This window comes from Pseudoalteromonas sp. P80D2, assembly GCF_036680945.1.
Classification (GTDB): domain Bacteria; phylum Pseudomonadota; class Gammaproteobacteria; order Enterobacterales; family Alteromonadaceae; genus Pseudoalteromonas; species Pseudoalteromonas shioyasakiensis.
On the sequence record NZ_JAZDAR010000034.1, the window covers coordinates 1 to 19,317 of the forward strand.

Annotated in this window: 15 protein-coding genes; 12 read left to right on the top strand and 3 right to left on the bottom strand. The window is 41.6% G+C overall.

Going from position 1 to position 19,317, the window contains the following annotated elements; all coding sequences use genetic code 11:
- Positions 1-279 precede the first annotated feature (279 nt).
- Together VRK28_RS08930 and nadC are read right to left on the bottom strand one after the other, a co-directional pair.
- A complete protein-coding gene (locus VRK28_RS08930; RefSeq protein ID WP_063527326.1) occupies positions 280-702 on the bottom strand; it encodes a pilin in 423 nt (140 codons plus the stop codon).
- 492 nt (positions 703-1,194) lie between these two features.
- On the bottom strand, positions 1,195-2,043 hold the full coding sequence (nadC, locus tag VRK28_RS08935; RefSeq protein ID WP_332393789.1) for a carboxylating nicotinate-nucleotide diphosphorylase: 849 nt from the start codon (positions 2,041-2,043) through the stop codon (positions 1,195-1,197).
- A gap of 187 nt (positions 2,044-2,230) precedes the next feature.
- On the opposite strand from nadC, the gene ampD reads away from it, so the two are divergent.
- The 11 genes from ampD to VRK28_RS08990 all read left to right on the top strand — a co-directional run bounded on the left by ampD (position 2,231) and on the right by VRK28_RS08990 (position 17,619).
- A complete protein-coding gene (gene ampD / locus VRK28_RS08940) occupies positions 2,231-2,773 on the top strand; it encodes a 1,6-anhydro-N-acetylmuramyl-L-alanine amidase AmpD (protein ID WP_063529433.1) in 543 nt (180 codons plus the stop codon).
- Between the two features lie 21 nt (positions 2,774-2,794).
- On the top strand, positions 2,795-3,646 hold the full coding sequence (gene ampE / locus VRK28_RS08945; RefSeq protein WP_063529432.1) for a beta-lactamase regulator AmpE: 852 nt from the start codon (positions 2,795-2,797) through the stop codon (positions 3,644-3,646).
- Positions 3,647-4,100: 454 nt separating this feature from the next.
- Positions 4,101-4,850 (top strand): pyruvate dehydrogenase complex transcriptional repressor PdhR, encoded by a 750-nt coding sequence (pdhR, locus tag VRK28_RS08950; protein WP_036965924.1) that lies wholly within the window; start codon positions 4,101-4,103, stop codon positions 4,848-4,850.
- Positions 4,851-4,934: 84 nt separating this feature from the next.
- Complete coding sequence (gene aceE / locus VRK28_RS08955; RefSeq protein WP_332393790.1) at positions 4,935-7,601, top strand: pyruvate dehydrogenase (acetyl-transferring), homodimeric type; 2,667 nt, start codon at positions 4,935-4,937, stop codon at positions 7,599-7,601.
- 9 nt (positions 7,602-7,610) lie between these two features.
- Positions 7,611-9,509: a pyruvate dehydrogenase complex dihydrolipoyllysine-residue acetyltransferase gene (gene aceF / locus VRK28_RS08960; protein ID WP_332393791.1), complete on the top strand. Its 1,899-nt coding sequence runs from the start codon at positions 7,611-7,613 to the stop codon at positions 9,507-9,509.
- Positions 9,510-9,697: 188 nt separating this feature from the next.
- The gene (lpdA, locus tag VRK28_RS08965) at positions 9,698-11,122 is read left to right on the top strand and encodes a dihydrolipoyl dehydrogenase (protein WP_332393792.1); all 1,425 of its coding nucleotides are present in this window, start codon (positions 9,698-9,700) and stop codon (positions 11,120-11,122) included.
- Positions 11,123-11,448: 326 nt separating this feature from the next.
- Positions 11,449-12,111, top strand: coding sequence for a tRNA-uridine aminocarboxypropyltransferase (locus tag VRK28_RS08970; RefSeq protein WP_332393849.1), 663 nt, complete (start codon positions 11,449-11,451; stop codon positions 12,109-12,111).
- 790 nt (positions 12,112-12,901) lie between these two features.
- Entirely contained in the window at positions 12,902-13,906 is a 1,005-nt protein-coding gene (locus VRK28_RS08975; protein WP_055197654.1) for a Fe(3+) ABC transporter substrate-binding protein, read from the top strand.
- 77 nt (positions 13,907-13,983) lie between these two features.
- Positions 13,984-15,618, top strand: a complete 1,635-nt coding sequence (locus VRK28_RS08980) for an ABC transporter permease (RefSeq protein WP_332393793.1) — start codon at positions 13,984-13,986, stop codon at positions 15,616-15,618.
- On the top strand, positions 15,615-16,658 hold the full coding sequence (locus VRK28_RS08985) for an ABC transporter ATP-binding protein (RefSeq protein ID WP_332393795.1): 1,044 nt from the start codon (positions 15,615-15,617) through the stop codon (positions 16,656-16,658). Before VRK28_RS08980 ends, VRK28_RS08985 begins: the two co-directional genes overlap by 4 nt.
- 61 nt (positions 16,659-16,719) lie before the next feature.
- Entirely contained in the window at positions 16,720-17,619 is a 900-nt protein-coding gene (locus tag VRK28_RS08990) for a Dyp-type peroxidase (RefSeq protein ID WP_166340490.1), read from the top strand.
- On the opposite strand, the gene argR is transcribed toward VRK28_RS08990, so the two are convergent.
- Positions 17,616-18,083 (bottom strand): transcriptional regulator ArgR, encoded by a 468-nt coding sequence (gene argR, locus VRK28_RS08995; RefSeq protein WP_054551012.1) that lies wholly within the window; start codon positions 18,081-18,083, stop codon positions 17,616-17,618. The genes VRK28_RS08990 and argR overlap by 4 nt on opposite strands.
- 225 nt (positions 18,084-18,308) lie before the next feature.
- On the opposite strand from argR, the gene mdh reads away from it, so the two are divergent.
- The gene (gene mdh / locus VRK28_RS09000; RefSeq protein WP_054562778.1) at positions 18,309-19,244 is read left to right on the top strand and encodes a malate dehydrogenase; all 936 of its coding nucleotides are present in this window, start codon (positions 18,309-18,311) and stop codon (positions 19,242-19,244) included.
- Positions 19,245-19,317: the final 73 nt, after the last annotated feature.

Here is a 19,317-nt window from a genome sequence, read left to right on the forward strand (position 1 = left end):
AATCCCCATTACGATAAATAGGTATATTAGTTTGCTTATTATGGGTGATGAAAGTCGCTTTTTGCTTACGCTGAATTTTATAAAAAAAATTATGGAAATTAAAGACAGTAAAATAACTTGTAGTATTCTTTGATGGTTATGATAATCAAAAGAAATTACAGGAATAAATGGTAGAAGCGTTGAAAGGAAATAAAGTACACAAAGAAGTGTTACAAAAGGAAATGTTTTCATCTTGAAAAGTTAAAGCGCCTCTGAGAGGCACTTTAACAAAATTAAATATTAAGACTGTGGGCAGCTTTTTGGAGCTAAATCTTTGTTATCTGCAGATAAGCCTGTTGTAGCACAAGTCCAAGCTCCTGTTGAGTTATCTCTAGTCCAAGTCACAACTGCGCTAGCTAGTTGTGATGGTGCATTTACAATAGTACAAACAATTGTTGAGTCAGATGCTGTAATTGTACAATTTTTCGTTGAGGTGTTTTTGATACTTTTAAGATCGGAAACACCAGAAATTGTTTCACCGTTGTTTTTCTTGATTTCAAACTCGGTCTTCGCACCAGTAATTTCAGCTAAACCAGCTGTTAATTTTGATGATGCTTGGTAGTCAGAGTATGCAGGAAGTGCTACTGCAGCAAGAATACCGATGATTGCAACTACAATCATTAATTCAATTAGGGTGAAACCCTGTTGGTTTTGTTGTGTCATTTGTTCCTCTCCTAAAGGATATGATGATTTAGTAAGTTTAGCTGTAACTTCAGCGTTGTAAAACCACAGCTCAATTTACAGGATAAATCTTACAGTTTTACTTAAAACTACTTTTATTAACCTTTAAATGTTAACAAAGCAGCAAAAACTTTACTTGTTAAGCGTGTATAAATTTACTTTAGCATCAATAAATGTTTTTGGAAGCTATTTTCCTGTTCAGTAAGCAGTTTTTCAGAACTTTCCTACCTTTGTTTGATGTAAAATAAGCTTAGTTACACATATTTGTACTATTTATAGACACCGCATCCTTGCAGGAACTTATTGAATTGATTGCAATCTTGTGTAGGTTCAGGACGTGCGTATACAAAATAGTCAAAAGCGCTGAAAAGATATTGATTTTTTGTTATCTGTTCGGCTTTTTACGTATTTAATGCTTTTTTTATTTTCTTGTCAACGAATTAGGTAAAACATTAAATACGTATAAGAGAAATTTTAGCCTTTAAATCTCATTGAAAGATCGATTGATTGTAAATTTTTTGTAAGTGCGCCACTTGAAATAAAGTCAACACCGGCCTGTGAATAAGCTTTTAAAGTTTCAAGTGTCATGTTGCCAGATACCTCAAGCTTTGCTCGCTTGTCTGTAAGCACAACAGCTTGTTGAATTTGCTCTACAGTAAAGTTATCAAGCATGATGATATCAGCACCAGCTGTTATCGCTTGTTCAAGCTCAGCAAGTGATTCTACTTCAACTTCAACTGGTTTAGTCGGGTGGTTTAATTTAGCTTGAGCGACTGCTTTATCAATACCACCACAGGCTGCAATGTGGTTTTCTTTAATTAAGAACGCATCAAAAAGGCCTATGCGATGATTCGCGCCACCACCACATTTCACAGCGTATTTTTGTAGCGCACGTAAACCTGGAATTGTTTTACGAGTGTCGAGTAGCTGCGTAGTCGTGCCCTCAAGCTCTTTTACATAATGAGCTGTTGTTGTTGCTGTACCTGAGAGTGTTTGTACAAAGTTAAGGGCAGTGCGCTCTGCGGTTAAAATTGCGCGAGCTGAGCCTGATGCTGTAAATAGTGTACTATTTGCTGCTACTTTGTCGCCGTCATTTACGAGTACTTCAACATTTACTGTAGGGTCGACTTGCTTAAATACTTCTAAAATAATGTCTTTACCACAAAACACACAGTCTTCACGAGTAATTACTTTGGCATCGGCTAGCTCGTTTTCTGGAATTAGTTGCGCGGTAATATCACCGTCATTTGCGCTTTGGTAATCTAAATCTTCATCAAGGGCGAGTTTTACCAGTTGGCTAATTAGAGTGTGAGGGACTGACATGTCGAAAGCTCATTGTTTATTAATAAATTGGCGAAATTTTACTATGTTTAACCCCTTAATAGAAGACAAAGATCGGCCACAGTAAAGCATCCTTACTATTACTTTAAGTGATTGAATCAAAGCAACTAGACCCTGAGATTTTAACCCTTTACACTATTTAACTTTGTTGTCATCGTTAGTTTTTAATATGCATATAAATGAATTGGGTCAATTAAACAATGTGTTACAAAGGCCCTGTACACATTACGATGAGCGCCCTGAGGGCGAGGTATCATTGCTTGTTATCCATAATATCTCATTGCCAGCTGGGCAGTTCGCAACGCCTTATGTTGATGACTTGTTCATGGGGGCAATTGATTGCACGGCACACGAAAGCTTTATTGATTTAAAAGGCTTAAGAGTGTCTGCGCATTGCTTTATTCGTCGCACTGGTGAAATTATTCAGTATGTGCCTTTTGAAAAAAGGGCTTGGCACGCTGGTATCTCAACGTTTGAAGGTCGAGAGCGCTGTAATGATTTTAGCGTGGGCATTGAGCTTGAAGGTACCGACAACCAAGCGTATACCCAAGCCCAGTATAATGCATTACACTTAGTAACTAAGGCGTTGATGGCAAAGTACCCTGAGATAAACCGTTCACGCATTGTTGGCCATTGTGATATTGCACCGGGCAGAAAAACTGACCCTGGAGCGAGTTTTGATTGGCAATACTATTTTGATTTAGTGTTTTAGTTAAAGGATATAGGTAAAAGCATGATCTTAATTTCAATAATTATTGCTTTGGTAATTGAGCGTTTAGGGGCTCGAGCTAACTACTGGCAAATCGGTTTTTATGCCAATACCTATCTTAAGCACTCGCAAAAACAACTCTCAGAAAAAGGCTTATTTAATTCACCAATTGGCTTTTTGATTTGGTTAATGTTGCCTGTCGTGGCTGTTGCATTAATTTATCAACTATCCGAATTTATCATCTGGCAACTAGCTGTGAATGTTGCTGTTCTGCTGGTGTGTTTTGGCTGTGCTAAGCAACGTGCTCTATATAAGTCTTACTTAAATGCGTTAACCCGCAACGATCAAGAAGCGGCTACCTTATTTGCATTACAGATGGGTCAAAAGAAGACAGAAGATGATCCTCAAGGTGAAACTTTTGGCCAAACTTTAGCTTGGTTAAATTTTCGCTTTTACTGTGCAGTTATTTTTTGGTTTGTGGTTTTAGGTGTACCTGGCGCGGTTCTTTATGCGCTAGTTCGAACCTTTGCTGATAAAGTAAGAGACGACCACCAAGTGGCTTACGCTAAACGTTTTAAACTGATCCATAGCTTACTATTTTGGCTCGATTGGTTACCAGCACGGGTTGCAAGCTTTGGTTATTTAGTGATTGGTAACTTTAATAAAGGTACCAGTTGTTGGCTGAAGTATGTGCTCGACTTTACAGTGAGTAACCGAAAAGTAGTTACGCAAACTGCACTTGCCGCTGAGCAAATTGAGCAGCAACATTTTGGCTGCACTTACGAAGCCACTTGCATGATGAAGCTTGTAAAAAGAAATGTATTGTTCTTTTTAGTGATCATAGCAGCATTAACCCTGTTTGGTGGGTTGGCTTAGCCGCGATTTTTATATCGCGTTTTGATTTATAGGTGTGTACGAGTTTTGTCGCGGGGTAAACCCGCTGCTACAAAGCTACTCAATTCAACTAACATCTAAAACCTGACCTCTAAAAGCTTTTGTCGCGGGGGGAAACCCGCTGCTACAAAGCTGCTCAATTCATCTAAAATCTTAAATCTGGCCTCTAGTAGCTTTGTCTATCAATCTGGTCTGACCATTTATTTTTTATTGTTTTTTCCTTCAGAAAAAGCCACTTTAATCCATACTGTTTAATCTTTAGACGAATTACGTTAGGGTGTAACTAGGCGCTGAGCGTAGTGAAATTGACAGAAATACGGGTTTTTGATAACGTATGCGACAAATTTGGTATGACCAATTTACCTTTTTGGTCAAGGCACAAGGCTAAATACCCGATATTTATGGGGTTAGCGCATAACAATGCGGACGTTAATAAATGTCTTTAAAGATTAAAGCAGCAAAATTATCTGATGTTATTTTACAACAACTTGAGAATATGATTCTTGAGGGGTCGTTAGCGCCAGGCGAAAAGCTGCCTCCTGAACGTGAATTAGCGAAACAATTTGAAGTATCGCGACCTTCATTGCGTGAGGCGATTCAAAAGCTAGAAGCCAAGGGGTTAGTAACGCGTCGCCAAGGTGGTGGAACGTTCGTAAAAAATCAGCTTGAAGAGGGGCTCACTGATCCGCTTTTTGATTTGATTAGTAAGCATCCAGAGTCACAATTTGATTTACTCGAATTTCGTCATGCCCTTGAAGGAATCGCAGCATATTATGCAGCTATGCGTGGTACCACCAATGACTTTAAAAAAGTAAAACAAAGCTTTGATAATATCGCGCTCGTTAATGACGACATTGTGCAAAAAGCAAAAGCAATTAATGCATTCCATTTTAGTGTGGCAGAAGCGTCTCATAACGTTGTACTGCTACATTTAGTACGTGGTATGCAGGCCTTGCTAGAGCAAAATGTATTGCAGAATTTAACTGTACTGTTAAAAAAACCACAGATCAGCCAGCAGCTCGCAGAACATAGACGACTGTTGATGGATGCGGTTATTGAAGGAAACCCAGAGCAAGCACGTCTTGCTAGTAATGCTCACTTAGCCTTTATCGAAGAAGCCTTGCTTGAGGCTGGCAAAGAGCATTCGCGGATTGAACGTAGTTTAAGACGCACCAAACAACATTAAGCAAGTGATTAGCTAAGTTTAGTTAACTACTTAATTTAAGATTTATTAAAATAATTAGTATTTTAAACATAAGGAAACCTCCATATGTCTGAAGTCAATAAAATTGACGTAGACGCGCTAGAAACACAAGAGTGGTTACAAGCCCTTGAGTCTGTTGTGCGTGAAGAAGGTGTTGAACGTGCTCAATTCTTACTTGAGCAAGTGTTAGAGCAAGCCCGTTTAGACGGTGTTGATATGCCTACTGGCACAACCACTAACTACGTTAATACCATCCCGGTAGATCAAGAACCTGCTTACCCAGGTGACGTAAACATTGAACGTCGTATTCGTTCAATTATTCGTTGGAATGCGATCATGATCGTATTACGCGCGTCGAAAAAAGATCTAGACTTAGGCGGCCATATGGCTTCTTACCAGTCTTCAGCTGCATTCTATGAAGTATGTTTTAACCACTTCTTCAAAGCACCAAACGATGTAGATGGCGGTGATTTAGTTTATTACCAAGGTCACATTTCTCCAGGTATCTATGCACGTGCATTTGTTGAAGGTCGTTTAACAGCTGAGCAGCTTGATAACTTCCGTCAAGAAGTTGATGGTAAAGGTCTTCCTTCATACCCACACCCTAAGTTAATGCCTGAATTCTGGCAGTTCCCTACGGTATCAATGGGTCTTGGTCCAATTGCATCAATCTACCAAGCTCGTTTCTTAAAATACCTAGACGGTCGTGGCTTAAAAGACACTAAAAACCAACGCGTGTACGCTTTCTTAGGCGACGGTGAGATGGATGAGCCAGAATCACGTGGTGCAATCTCATTCGCTGCACGTGAGAAGCTAGATAACCTATGTTACCTAATCAACTGTAACTTACAGCGTTTAGATGGCCCAGTAATGGGTAACGGTAAGATCATTCAAGAGCTTGAAGGCTTATTCAAAGGTGCAGGCTGGAACGTGATTAAAGTTGTATGGGGTAGTGGTTGGGATATCCTACTTGCTAAAGATACATCAGGTAAATTACTGCAGTTAATGAACGAAACTATTGACGGTGATTACCAAACATATAAAGCAAAAGACGGTGCATATGTTCGTGAGCACTTCTTCGGTCGTTACCCAGAAACAGCAGCACTTGTTGCTGATATGACTGATGAAGAGATCTTCGCACTTAAGCGTGGTGGTCATGAGCCATCGAAACTTTACGCTGCATTCAAAAAAGCGGAAGAAACCAAAGATCGTCCGACTGTTATCCTAGCTAAAACTGTAAAAGGTTACGGCATGGGTGAAGCGGCTGAAGGTAAAAACATCGCGCACCAAGTTAAGAAAATGGACATGACCCATGTTGAGCACCTACGTTCACGTTTAGGTCTACAAGATTTAGTTTCTGATGAAGAAATTAAAGACTTACCATATCTTACTCTTGAAGAGGGTTCTGAAGAGTACAAGTATCTTCACGCACGTCGTGAAGCGCTACAAGGTTACACACCTAAGCGTATTCCTAAGTTTTCTGAAAGCTTAACATTGCCAGAAGTTGACGCGTTCAAGCCACTACTTGAAGAGCAGAAACGTGACATCTCTACAACAATGGGCTTTGTACGTGCACTTAACGTGTTACTAAAAGACAAAGGCATTGGTAAAAACATCGTTCCTATCATCGCTGACGAAGCGCGTACATTTGGTATGGAAGGTTTATTCCGTCAAATCGGTATTTATAACCCGCATGGCCAAAACTACACGCCGCAAGACCGTGACATCGTTTCTTACTACAAAGAAGCAACATCAGGTCAGGTACTACAAGAAGGTATCAACGAGTTAGGTGCAATGTCATCATGGGTTGCTGCAGCAACATCATACAGCACTAACGATTTACCAATGATCCCATTCTACATCTACTACTCAATGTTTGGTTTCCAACGTGTAGGTGATATGGCGTGGATGGCCGGTGACCAACAAGCACGTGGTTTCTTACTAGGTGCTACGGCAGGTCGTACTACACTAAACGGTGAAGGTTTACAGCACGAAGATGGTCACAGCCACATTCTTGCTAACACGGTTCCTAACTGTATTTCTTATGATCCGACATTCGCATACGAAGTAGCGGTAATCATGCAAGACGGTATCCGTCGCATGTACGGTGAAGACCAAGAAAACGTGTTCTATTACCTAACGCTAATGAACGAAAACTACCATCAACCAGCAATGCCAGAAGGCGCTGAAGAAGGTATTCGTAAAGGTATCTACAAGCTTGAAACTGTGGCTGGCGATAAATCGAAAGTACAGTTACTAGGTTCAGGTACTATCATGATTGAAGTGCGCAAAGCAGCACAAATCCTGAGCGAAGAGTATGGTATTGGTTCAGATGTATTCTCTGTAACATCATTCAACGAGTTAACTCGTGACGGTCAAGACGCTGAGCGTTTCAACATGCTTAACCCTGAAGCAGAGCAAAAGACTGCTTACATCACGAACGCATTAACAGATGCCGTGACTGTTGCAGCAACAGACTACATGAAGAACTACGCAGAACAAGTTCGTTCATTCGTACCAAGCAGCAACTACAAAGTGTTAGGTACTGATGGTTACGGTCGTTCTGATAGCCGTGAAAACTTACGTCGTCACTTCGAAGTGAATGCTGGTTATGTTGTGGTTGCAACACTATCTGAGCTTGCTAAACGTGGTGAAGTTGAGAAGTCAGTGGTTGTTGAAGCAATCAAGAAATTCGACATCGACACAAACAAAGTTAACCCGCTATACGCATAAGAGGTTCCAATGAGTATTGAAATTAATGTACCAGATATCGGTGGCGATGAAGTTGAAGTAACCGAAATCCTTGTTAGCGTTGGTGATAAGGTTGAGGTTGACCAGTCGTTATTAACGGTTGAAGGCGACAAAGCATCAATGGAAGTACCTGCTGCACAAGCAGGTACGGTTAAAGAAATTAAAGTAGCTGAAGGTGATACGGTAACTACTGGTTCACTTATCATGATCTTCGAAGGTGAAGAACAAGCTGCGGCTCCTGCAGAGGCTAAAGAAGAAGCGCCAGCTCCAGCAGCTGCGCCTGCAGCTTCTGCTACACAGGAAGTAACTGTGCCAGATATCGGCGATGATGAAGTTGAAGTAACTGAAATCATGGTTGCGGTAGGTGACACGGTTGAAGAAGAGCAATCTTTATTAAGCGTTGAAGGCGATAAAGCATCAATGGAAGTACCTGCTCCAATGGCGGGTACGGTTAAAGAGATCAAAATCGCGACTGGCGATAAAGTGAAAACGGGCTCTCTAATCTTCGTTTTTGAAACAGCTTCAAGCGGTTCAGAAGCGCCAGCTGCAGAATCAGCACCAGCTGAAGCTTCGCCGGCAGCAGCGGCATCAAGCACTAAAGAAGTTAACGTGCCTGATATCGGTGGTGACGAAGTTGAAGTAACCGAAGTGATGGTTGCTGTTGGCGACAAGGTTGAAGAAGATCAATCAATCTTAAACGTTGAAGGCGATAAAGCATCAATGGAAGTACCAGCACCATTTGCCGGTACTGTTAAAGAAATCAAAGTAGCTGCTGGGGATAAAGTATCAACTGGCTCACTTATCTTTGTATTTGAAGTAGCGGGTAGTGCACCAGCTGCAGCGGCTCCTGCTCCTGCAAAAGCTGAAGCAGCGCCTGCTCCTGCAGCAAAAGCGCCTGCGGCTGAAAAGCCTGCATCAGCACCTGCAAGCAGCGAAGGTTTTGCAGATAACAAAGCGTATGCACATGCATCACCAGTTGTTCGTCGTTTAGCGCGTGAGTTTGGTATTAACCTAGCAAACGTAAAAGGCACGGGTCGTAAGAATCGTGTTGTGAAAGAAGACGTACAAAACTACGTGAAAGACCTTGTGAAGAAAGTTGAGTCAGGTCAGCTATCTGCAGGTAAAGGTAATGCCGGTGGCGGTGAGTTAGGTCTTATCCCTTGGCCTAAGGTTGATTTTGCTAAGTTTGGTGAAATTGAAGAGAAGAAACTTTCTCGTATCCAGAAGCTATCAGGTGCTAACTTACATCGTAACTGGGTGCAAATCCCGCATGTTACACAGTTTGACGAAGCTGATATCACAAGCCTTGAAGCATTCCGTAAAGAGCAAAATGCCCTTGCTGAGAAGAAAAAGCTGGGTGTTAAAATCACACCACTTGTATTTGTGATGAAAGCAGCGGCGAAAGCATTGGCTGAATTCCCAACGTTTAACTCTTCACTGTCTGAAGACGGCGAAAGCTTAATCTTGAAGAAATACATCAATATCGGTGTTGCAGTTGATACGCCAAATGGCTTAGTTGTTCCAGTGTTCAAAGATGTTGATAAGAAAGGCATCATTGAACTTTCTCGTGAGTTAATGGATATTTCTAAGAAAGCACGTGACGGCAAGCTAACTTCATCTGATATGCAAGGCGGTTGTTTCACAATCTCAAGCCTTGGTGGTATCGGTGGTACAGCGTTTACACCAATTGTGAATGCGCCAGAAGTTGCTATCTTGGGTGTATCTAAGTCAGAAATGAAACCTAAGTGGAACGGCAAAGAGTTTGAACCTAAATTAATGGTTCCATTATCAATGTCATACGACCATAGGGTTATTGACGGTGCACTAGCAGCACGCTTTACTGTGACGCTAGCAAGCTACATGAGCGATATTCGTCAACTAGTGATGTAATCGTCTCGTAAATTATAAGAATCAAATCCCAGCAAGTTGTTTTTTGCTGGGATTTTTACCATTGGCAATGATACAATCTTTGCCATAGAACAATCTTGGTATAGATATCTGCTCTCCCTTTCTGCCTTGCAGAAACATGGCAGTTAAACTTAGGGGCAGTGTCCCGTTCAAACATTTAAGGTAATAGCATGAGCAACGAATTAAAAACTCAAGTTGTTGTACTAGGCGGTGGTCCTGGTGGTTATTCTGCGGCTTTCCGTGCTGCTGACTTGGGCTTAGAAGTTACACTGGTAGAATCTCGCAACACATTAGGCGGTGTATGTCTAAATGTGGGTTGTATTCCTTCAAAAGCACTTTTACACGTAGCTAAAGTGATTGATGACGCAGCTGAAATGTCATCTCACGGCGTTACTTTTGGCAAGCCTGAAATCGATCTAGACAAAATCCGTGATTGGAAAGAGTCTGTAATCGGTCAACTAACTGGCGGCCTAGACGGCATGGCTAAAATGCGTAAAGTGAAAGTAGTTAGCGGCTACGGTAAATTCACTGGCAGCAACACACTTGCTGTTGAAGGTGAAGACGGTACAACAACAATCACTTTTGACAATGCTATTATTGCAGCGGGTTCTCAACCTGTTAACTTACCTTTCATCCCTGAAGATGACCGTGTAATTGACTCAACTGGTGCGCTAGAGCTTAAAGACGTTCCTGAGAAACTACTAGTTTTAGGTGGTGGTATCATTGGTCTTGAGATGGGGACTGTTTACCGCGCACTAGGTTCTGAAATCGACGTAGTTGAGTTTGCTGATCAATTAGTACCAGCAGCTGATAAAGACGTTATCAAGATCTACCAAAAATACGTTAAGAACAAGTTCAACGTAATGCTTTCTACTAAAGTTGTTGGCGTTGAAGCGAAAGAAGACGGTCTATACGTTTCATTCGAAGGCAAAAACGCACCAGCTGACGCAGTACGTTACGACAAAGTACTTGTAGCTGTAGGTCGTACACCTAACGGTAAATTACTTGACGCTGATAAAGCAGGCGTTAACGTTGATGAGCGTGGTTTCATCAATGTTGATAAGCAGCTTAAAACAAACGTTGATCACATCTTCGCTATCGGTGATATCGTTGGTCAGCCAATGCTTGCGCATAAAGCAGTTCACGAAGCTCACGTTGCTGCAGAAGTTATCTCAGGTCAGAAACACTTCTTCGATCCTAAGTGCATTCCTTCAATCGCATACACAGATCCAGAAATCGCATGGGTTGGTGTAACTGAGAAAGAAGCTAAAGAGCAAGGCTTAAACATCGAAACTGCGGTATTCCCTTGGGCTGCTTCTGGCCGTGCAATCGCTTCAGCACGTACTGAAGGTCAAACTAAGCTAATCTTCGATAAAGACTCAGGTCGCGTTATCGGTGGTGCTATGGTTGGTATCAACGCAGGTGAAATGTTAGGTGAAATCGGCCTAGCAGTTGAAATGGGCGCAGACGGTGAAGACCTAGCGTTAACTATTCACGCTCACCCAACGCTAAACGAATCAATCGGTCTAGCTGCTGAAATCTTCGAAGGTTCAATCACTGACCTTCCAAACAAAAAAGCAGTTAAAAAGAAGTAAGTTCTTTTGACTAACCGTTTTAAAAACCCAGCTCCTGCTGGGTTTTTTGTTTTCTTAGAGGTTAGATATCAGATGCCAGTCGTTAGTTGATCGAGAGAGTTGTTTTATTTTTTGTAATTGAACAAAAGATTGTTATACATGAAATGAATTATACTTGTTTAACCACTAACCACTAACCACTAACCACTAACCACTAACCACTAACCACTAACCACTAACCACGAACGACTTAGATCAATATCTATTCCCCATATTTTTAGCTACAATACGCGCCGTTTAATTATCTGGTAAATACAGTGGCTACTATCTCAAATAATTCGGTGTTAATGCTTCGTGCTCAGCAAATGACTGAGTCTCGTCGTGAATTCAAAGCGCGAGGAGCAAAGTTAACGCGTTGTGAGCGTTGTTTATTAGCGGAACACTATTGTATTTGTGAAGGCGTTGAGCAAGCTCAGTGTGATGCCGCGGTCTGTTTACTTATGTACCATAATGAGAGTTTTAAGCCGTCAAATACTGGTCGTTTAATTGCTGAAATCGTGCCAGATAACCATGCCTTTAAGTGGGATAGAACAAATCCGGATGAAGCCTTATTAAGCTTGTTGGCAAATCCTCAGTATCAGCCAATGGTTATTTTTCCTGCCAGCGATGTTGATGATGAAGCGCGGGTGATCACCGAAGTAACTCCTGTTGAAGGTAAGCGTCCTTTGTTTATCTTTTTAGATGGGACTTGGCGCGAAGCAAAGAAAATGATCCGTAAAAGCCCTTATCTAGATAATTTTCCTGTGCTTTCAATTACGCCTGAAAAGCTTTCGGATTACCGACTGCGTGTTGCCCCGCATGAGCATCAGCTAGGCACCGCTGAAGTAGCCATTATGGTACTTGCCCTTGCGGGTGAAGAAGATGCAACTCAAAAGCTTGAGCAACATTTTATTAAGTTTAGAGATGCTTATCTGCTAGGTAAGCGAAATAAAGGGCGACCAGAGCAATAACTCTTTACTAAATTTTAGGCAAAAGAAAAGCGCGTACTATCTCTAGTCGCGCTTGCGGAATCTTCTTAATTTTTTGCATCCTGCAATTGAATCTAATCAACTCCCTAAACTTTGCCAATCCATGCTATTACACTTTACTTATTGGTTCTGTGTAATATAAGGCAATCCCGCCTTGTTTCCTTGTTAGTCCTTTACATCCTTGCTGGTAAATACTTTACCACTCCCTTACGTGCCATCCTGACACTATCCCTTTATTTGCATATCCGTTGCGATGCCCTAACGGCCTGTCCTTTATTCCACTTTTTGAACTTCCTGTATAACAACGTCCTGTTGTTATGCCATTCCACATCATCCTGATGTTGTCCGTAGGTTGTCACTCCATTGCGTTACTCTTCCTGAGCCTGTCCTTGATTCCTTATTCTCCTAATGAACCTTATTCCGCGGTATTATGAGTAATGCTTCCTTATCCATCTACTCATTAAGCTTCTTGCTTAGTTGATGTAAGTAATTATAGAGAAATGGGCAAAGCTGAGTAGGTCAAAATCTTACTTAATCTGCTGGTTATTTTATTGTCATTTAAAGTATGTTGTTATATTTCAAATATTTATATAGTTTTGTGCAGTGTTTGCTGGTGGTTTTTACTCAATAACTGCCATGTGGGTGAGATATGTCTTACATGCAAATTCCTAAATGGCAGTTAGGTTGATTGAAATATAAGTTTAAACGGGTGCACTTTGCCCTAACTCTAGGTAAAATATTTTGATAATTGTTACTATTTAGGTGCTATAAAATGAAGAAAACAGCCTTAGTATTACTTAGCGCATTATTAAGCGCGCCTACATTTGCTGCAGATGTAGTAAATATTTACTCGTTTCGTCAACCATTCTTAATTCAGCCTATTTTGGATGATTTCACTAAGCAAACAGGTATTAAAACTAACGTGGTTTTTGCCAAAAAAGGGTTAATTGAACGTGTAAAGCGTGAAGGTAAGCACAGTAAGGCTGATTTAGTATTAACCTCTAATTTTAGTGCGCTGATTCAATTAGAGGACTTAGGCTTAACGCAATCAATTAATAGTGATGTGGTTAATGCGAATGTGCCAAGCACTTTTCGCGATGCCGACGGTCAATGGATAGCACTAACTAAACGCGTACGTAATGTTTACTCTGCAAAAGAGCGTGTTGGTGCACTTGCTGAATTAACTTACGAGGATTTAGCCGATCCAAAATACAAAGGGAAAATCTGCACTCGCTCTGGTAAACACCCTTACAATTTAGGTTTAGTTGCTTCTATGGTCGCTCACCATGGCGAAGCAAAAACTAAGCAATGGCTTGAGGGCGTAAAAGCCAATTTAGCACGTAAGCCGCAAGGTAATGACAGAGCGCAAGTAAAAGCCGTAAAAGAAGGTTTATGCGACCTGGCGTTAGGCAACAGCTATTATTTTGGCAAAATGATGCAAGATGAGCAGCAAAAATCATGGGCTGAAGCGGTTTATATTAACTTCCCTAACCAAACAAACCGTGGCTCTCATATCAATGTATCGGGCGTTGTTATGACCCGTTATGCTAAAAACCCTGAAAATGCCTTGAAACTGGTTGAGTATATGACCGACAATAAGGCGCAAAATATGTATGCTTCAGTTAATATGGAATACCCTGTAAAGCAAGGGGTTGCATTATCTGAGATGGTTGCATCATGGGGTGAGTTTAAAGAAGATAGTCTTCCTCTTGATGAGATCAGCAAATATCGCCCTGTGGCACTGAAGCTGATTGACGAAGTAAAGTTTGATTTATAACGAGGATATTTCTCGTAACACATTTTTATAAAAGCTGTTTTTTAACAGCTTTTATTTTATCTGGTATTAATCCACTTATGCATGTGAAGTTTTCGCTGTCGCGTTGGCAGCTTATAGCCTGGCTTATTGGCCTGTTGCTTGTTACGCCATTAGGCTTTTTATTATTTGAATCTCTGCAAGGAGATTCAGATGTATTTCAGCACCTTTTCGATACTGTGCTGTGGGATTATACCCGTAATACACTCATACTTATTGCAGGGGTAGGGCTGCTGAGCTGTGTAATTGCATTGCCGTTAGCTTGGTTAACTGCATATTGCGAGTTTCCTGGGCGTAAGCAATTTGAATGGGCGTTAATGCTGCCATTAGCAATGCCAACTTATCTAATCGCCTATGTGTATACTGACTTACTAGATTACGCTGGGCCAGTACAAATCGCCCTTCGAGACTGGTTTGGTTGGCAGTCACCAGACGATTACTGGTTTTTTGATATTCGTACATTAGCTGGGGCTATTATTATGATTGCCTTGGTACTCTATCCTTACTTATTCCTTATTTTTAAAACGGCACTCAGAGAGCAGTCTTTTAAACTAGTACAAGCTAGTCAGCTGATGGGGTTATCGCCATTACAAAGCTTTTTACGCGTTAGTTTGCCTCTTGGTCGTGGGGCTATTGTGGCAGGGGTTACATTAATCAGTATGGAAGCTATGGCTGATTTTGCTACCGTTAATTATTTTGCTGTCAGCACACTGACGACCGCTGTTTACGATACATGGCTTGGCTATTACTCATTAACCGCTGCGGCGAAAATTTCAGGCATTATGTTACTGATTTTGTTTTTAACCATCATGGTTGAGCGTTTTAGTCGTCGTAATCAAGCTGTGTATGAGCGTCAGTCAAGCGTTAACAGTGCAACCTTGTATCGCTTAAAAGGCAGTGCCGCATGGGCTGCAAGCTTGGCTTGCACAGTTGTGCTGGTATTGGCTTTTATCCTACCGGTTGGGGTGTTAGTTAAATACGCCATTGTCTATGCAGATGAAGCATGGAATGGGGCATTTTTTAATTACGCTTGGCAAAGTTTTAAAGTGGCTGTTGTGGTGAGTATTGCAACTATCCTATTGAGCTTATTGGTATTGTTTTATCAGCGCATTGCGAAACAAGCTTACCCTCTGATCCCAGGGCGTTTAGCAAGTACTGGCTACGCCTTACCTGGTACCGTATTAGCGATTGCTGTATTACTTCCATTAACTCAGTTAGATGATGCATTAAATAATTGGCTTGAGCCTTTTGGTTTATCACCAGGGTTACTTTTGAGCGGCACTTTATTTGCGATGATCTTTGCTTACGTTGTGCGTTTTTATGCGATTGCACATGGCGCACTTGAAAGCAGTTTTTTACGTATTAGCCCTTCACTTGATATGGCTAGCCAATCAATGGGCAAAGGGCCCTTACAAACCTTGTGGCGAGTACATTTACCGCTATTAAAACGCGGCATTTTAACAGCTGGCTTATTAGTGTTTATTGAATGCATGAAAGAATTACCGGCCGCTTTATTACTTAGGCCTTTTAATTTTGAAACCCTGGCCACCCATGTTTTTCAATATGTTAGTGATGAGCAATTGGAGCTTGCGTCAATTTCAGCCTTGTTTATCGTGTTAGTTGGGTTAATCCCTTTGTATTTCGTTAATCGTTCGATGGAGCAAAATCACTCATGAGTCATTTGATAATTAAAGACTTAGCTTATCAGTACAATGCGACTCAGGTGTTGAGTGAACTAAACCTCAATGTTGAACAAGATGAAATCGTCTGTTTGCTTGGCGCAAGTGGCTGCGGCAAAACTACTACCTTAAAGGCAATTGCCGGAATTTTACAGCCTGAGCAAGGCTATATGAGTATTGATTCAAAAGTGGTTAACGATAGCGGGCTGTTTGTTGCACCGGAAAAACGTAATATTGGCATGATGTTCCAAGACTATGCGTTGTTTCCTCATTTAACGGTAAGCGACAACATTGCGTTTGGTCTTAGCAATATGAGCAAAGCGCAAAAGCGCGAGCGTGTAGATGAAATGCTTAGCCTTGTTAAACTCGATGGTTGTGCACAGCGATATCCGCATCAGCTTTCTGGTGGCCAGCAGCAACGAGTGGCAATAGCCCGTGCACTTGCTTACAAACCAAGTTTATTATTACTTGATGAGCCATTCTCGAATATTGATACACAAGTACGTTTTGAGCTTATCGCCGATATACGCCGCATTATTAAAGCTCAGCAGGTTTCGGCGGTATTTGTTACCCACTCAAAGGAGGAAGCTTTCGCATTTGCCGACACGCTTGCGGTTATGCATGGTGGAAAAATCGCCCAACAAGGCTCTCCTGAGCAGTTATTTAGTCAACCTAACTCAAAGGTGGTTGCAGAGTTTCTTGGTACGGGCATATACTTAACGGCAAAAGTATTAACGCCAACTGAATACGAAACGGCGTTTGGTGTGGTTCACTCATTGACAGCGAACAATGCAGATTGTCAACAAGGTCAAGTGTATATAAGGCCGCATCATATTCAGTTGTGTGAAGCTGCGCACAGTGACGCAAACAGTTTAACTATCTTGCACAGGCGTTTTATCGGTACGCGTTATGTATATCGTATCAATATTACAGGGCAAGAGTGTGAAGTTGCTGCAGAGCAAGACCGCGTGTTAGCTGTTGAGCAGCCTGTAAAAATAAAAATAATGCCGCACACAGTCAATTTTTTTCATGATTAGTAATAAATAACAATCTTGAATCCTTGGCTTTGTGCAAATAACGAGAAGCTAAGGATTCACTATGGCGCAAGCGCAATCTGGGATTTGTGCTGAAGCAAACTTACATGGTTTGCACCTGTTTTTTAATGTTTACGATGGCCATGATGAGTCATTACGTAAAAAACTAAAACGCGTTAGCGTCATTCAAGATGAGTTTGCTGATCAGTTCTCAGAAGCCATGCTATCGTGTGTGGTTGCCCTTGGTGCTCAGTATTGGCCGCATATTTTGCCCGAGTTTATCCCTAGCCAATTGCAAAGCTTTCCGAATGTGACTCATAGTGAGCATGTGATGAGTGCTCAGCCATTTGACTTGTTTGTGCAAATTCGTTCAGACCGTGAAGATGTAAACCATCTATTTGCTCTGCAAATTCTAAAATTATTAACGCCGGATGTTGAGCTGGTGGAGCAGGTCCGTAATTTTCGGTTTTTAGATGGACGTGATTTTAACGGCTTTATTTATGCAGGCGATACACCTCATGGCCGTCAAAAGCGTAGTACAGCACTTATCGATAAACCGGGTCACTTTGAAGACCAAGGCAGTTATATTCATGTTCAGCGCTTTGTGCATGATTTGAGTGTCTGGCAGCATTTATCGTTGTCTGAGCAAGAGCAAATTATGGGGCGCACGCGTCTAGATAATACCTTGATTGTGCCTGCTGTAGAAACTAGTCATGCGGTTCGTAGTGAATTAAAAGATGAGCATGGCCAGCCACTATTGCTAAACCAAAGCATGCCATTTGGTGATGTGCATAAGCAGGGAATTTTAATGGTTTCGTGTGCTGCGCAAGGGGATGCGTTTGAGCAGGTACTAAAGAGTCGCTTGGGGCAGGGCGATTGCTATGATCATTGGCTCGATTTTACTCAAGCCGATATGGGATCTGCGTTTTTCGCCCCGTCAGTAAACTTCTTAAAGCAACTTTAAACGGTATCAAATAAAGTGCGCACGCGATCGAGCGTCACATCGATTTCAGAAATCTTCGCAGGGGCGATAAAAATAGTGTCGTCGCCTGCAATGGTACCGAGTACACCATCCGCCTTACCGAGTGAATCAAGTAAACGAGCAATTAATTGTGCTGCGCCTGGACTGGTGCGAATAATAATCATCATTTCGTTATGCATAATATCAATAACAAGCTGACGCAGCGGGCTTTTCGCTGTTGGCACACCCATTTCAGCCGGTAAGCAATAGACCATTTCTTGTTTTGCATTACGAGTACGTACTGCACCGAACTTGCTTAACATGCGAGAGACTTTACTTTGACTAATATTATCAAAGCCTTGCTCTTTTAATGCTTCGACAATCTCACCTTGTGAGCCGAAGTTTTCTTCTTTTAATAGCGCTTTAAACGCTTTGATCAGTGCTTCTTGTTTGTCTTGTGGTTGCATGTTGCCGTTTCTTTATTCATAAAATGTAGGGTAATTCTACACAACTCTGCATATTTATGCAGTATTAGTTTACAAAGTCGTCCAAAATGCTGTGTCTTTACAGCCAAGTTTACAACTATGGTCGAAATTATACGCGAAATAAGCAGGATAAATTTGTTTTTAGTCGCTAATTTCATTATCTTTAGGGCCACAAATATTTCCTACCTCAAATTACGGAGAATTCCAATGAAAGTTGCTGTTTTAGGCGCAGCTGGCGGTATCGGCCAAGCATTGTCTTTATTATTAAAAACAAGTTTACCTGCAGGTTCTGAATTATCGTTATACGATGTTGCCCCTGTTGTTCCTGGTGTAGCGGTTGATCTTTCTCACATCCCAACAGACGTTAAAGTTGAAGGCTTTGGTGCTGACAGCCTAGACGCAGCATTAGCTGGTTGTGATATCGTTCTTATCCCAGCGGGTATGCCACGTAAGCCAGGCATGGACCGTGCGGACCTTTTCAACGTAAACGCAGGTATCATCAAAACATTAGCTGAAGGCATCGTTAAAAACTGTCCTAAAGCGTTAGTAGGTATCATCACTAACCCAGTAAACGGCACAGTGCCAATCGTTGCTGAAGTATTCAAAAAAGCGGGTACTTACGATGCTAACCGTGTATTCGGTATCACAACGCTTGACGTGATCCGTTCAGAAGCATTTGTTGCTGAACTTAAAGGTTTAAGCGCAACTGACGTTAAAGTTCCAGTGATCGGCGGTCACTCAGGTACTACAATCCTTCCTCTTCTATCTCAAGTTGAAGGTGTTACTTTCACTGACGAAGAAGTTGCGGCATTAACTCCACGTATCCAAAACGCAGGTACTGAAGTTGTTAACGCTAAAGCGGGTGGCGGTTCAGCGACTCTTTCTATGGGTGCAGCTGCAGCACGCTTCTGTATGTCTTTAGTTAAAGGCTTACAAGGTGAAGAAGTAGTTGATTACGCATACGTTGCAGTTGAAAACGGTGACGCAGCATACTTCGCACACCCAGTTCGTCTAGGTAAAAACGGCGTTGAAGAAATCCTTTCTTACGGTGAGTTAAGTGCATTCGAAGAGCAAGCTAAAAACGACATGCTAGCTACACTTAACAAAGACATCCAAGAAGGTGTTGATTTCATCAACGGTTAATTCCGACAGGTGATAGGCGATTTTTTAAATCGCCGAAAACAAAAAAGCCTGCAAATGCAGGCTTTTTTAATGG

What these genes read in the sequence shown, in the direction of transcription:
- VRK28_RS08930 (WP_063527326.1), bottom strand. Translation starts at nt 702, where the DNA reads ATGACACAACAAAACCAACAGGGTTTCACCCTAATTGAATTAATGATT.
- nadC (WP_332393789.1), bottom strand. Translation starts at nt 2,043, where the DNA reads ATGTCAGTCCCTCACACTCTAATTAGCCAACTGGTAAAACTCGCCCTT.
- ampD (WP_063529433.1), top strand. Translation starts at nt 2,231, where the DNA reads ATGCATATAAATGAATTGGGTCAATTAAACAATGTGTTACAAAGGCCC.
- ampE (WP_063529432.1), top strand. Translation starts at nt 2,795, where the DNA reads ATGATCTTAATTTCAATAATTATTGCTTTGGTAATTGAGCGTTTAGGG.
- pdhR (WP_036965924.1), top strand. Translation starts at nt 4,101, where the DNA reads ATGTCTTTAAAGATTAAAGCAGCAAAATTATCTGATGTTATTTTACAA.
- aceE (WP_332393790.1), top strand. Translation starts at nt 4,935, where the DNA reads ATGTCTGAAGTCAATAAAATTGACGTAGACGCGCTAGAAACACAAGAG.
- aceF (WP_332393791.1), top strand. Translation starts at nt 7,611, where the DNA reads ATGAGTATTGAAATTAATGTACCAGATATCGGTGGCGATGAAGTTGAA.
- lpdA (WP_332393792.1), top strand. Translation starts at nt 9,698, where the DNA reads ATGAGCAACGAATTAAAAACTCAAGTTGTTGTACTAGGCGGTGGTCCT.
- VRK28_RS08970 (WP_332393849.1), top strand. Translation starts at nt 11,449, where the DNA reads ATGCTTCGTGCTCAGCAAATGACTGAGTCTCGTCGTGAATTCAAAGCG.
- VRK28_RS08975 (WP_055197654.1), top strand. Translation starts at nt 12,902, where the DNA reads ATGAAGAAAACAGCCTTAGTATTACTTAGCGCATTATTAAGCGCGCCT.
- VRK28_RS08980 (WP_332393793.1), top strand. Translation starts at nt 13,984, where the DNA reads ATGCATGTGAAGTTTTCGCTGTCGCGTTGGCAGCTTATAGCCTGGCTT.
- VRK28_RS08985 (WP_332393795.1), top strand. Translation starts at nt 15,615, where the DNA reads ATGAGTCATTTGATAATTAAAGACTTAGCTTATCAGTACAATGCGACT.
- VRK28_RS08990 (WP_166340490.1), top strand. Translation starts at nt 16,720, where the DNA reads ATGGCGCAAGCGCAATCTGGGATTTGTGCTGAAGCAAACTTACATGGT.
- argR (WP_054551012.1), bottom strand. Translation starts at nt 18,083, where the DNA reads ATGCAACCACAAGACAAACAAGAAGCACTGATCAAAGCGTTTAAAGCG.
- mdh (WP_054562778.1), top strand. Translation starts at nt 18,309, where the DNA reads ATGAAAGTTGCTGTTTTAGGCGCAGCTGGCGGTATCGGCCAAGCATTG.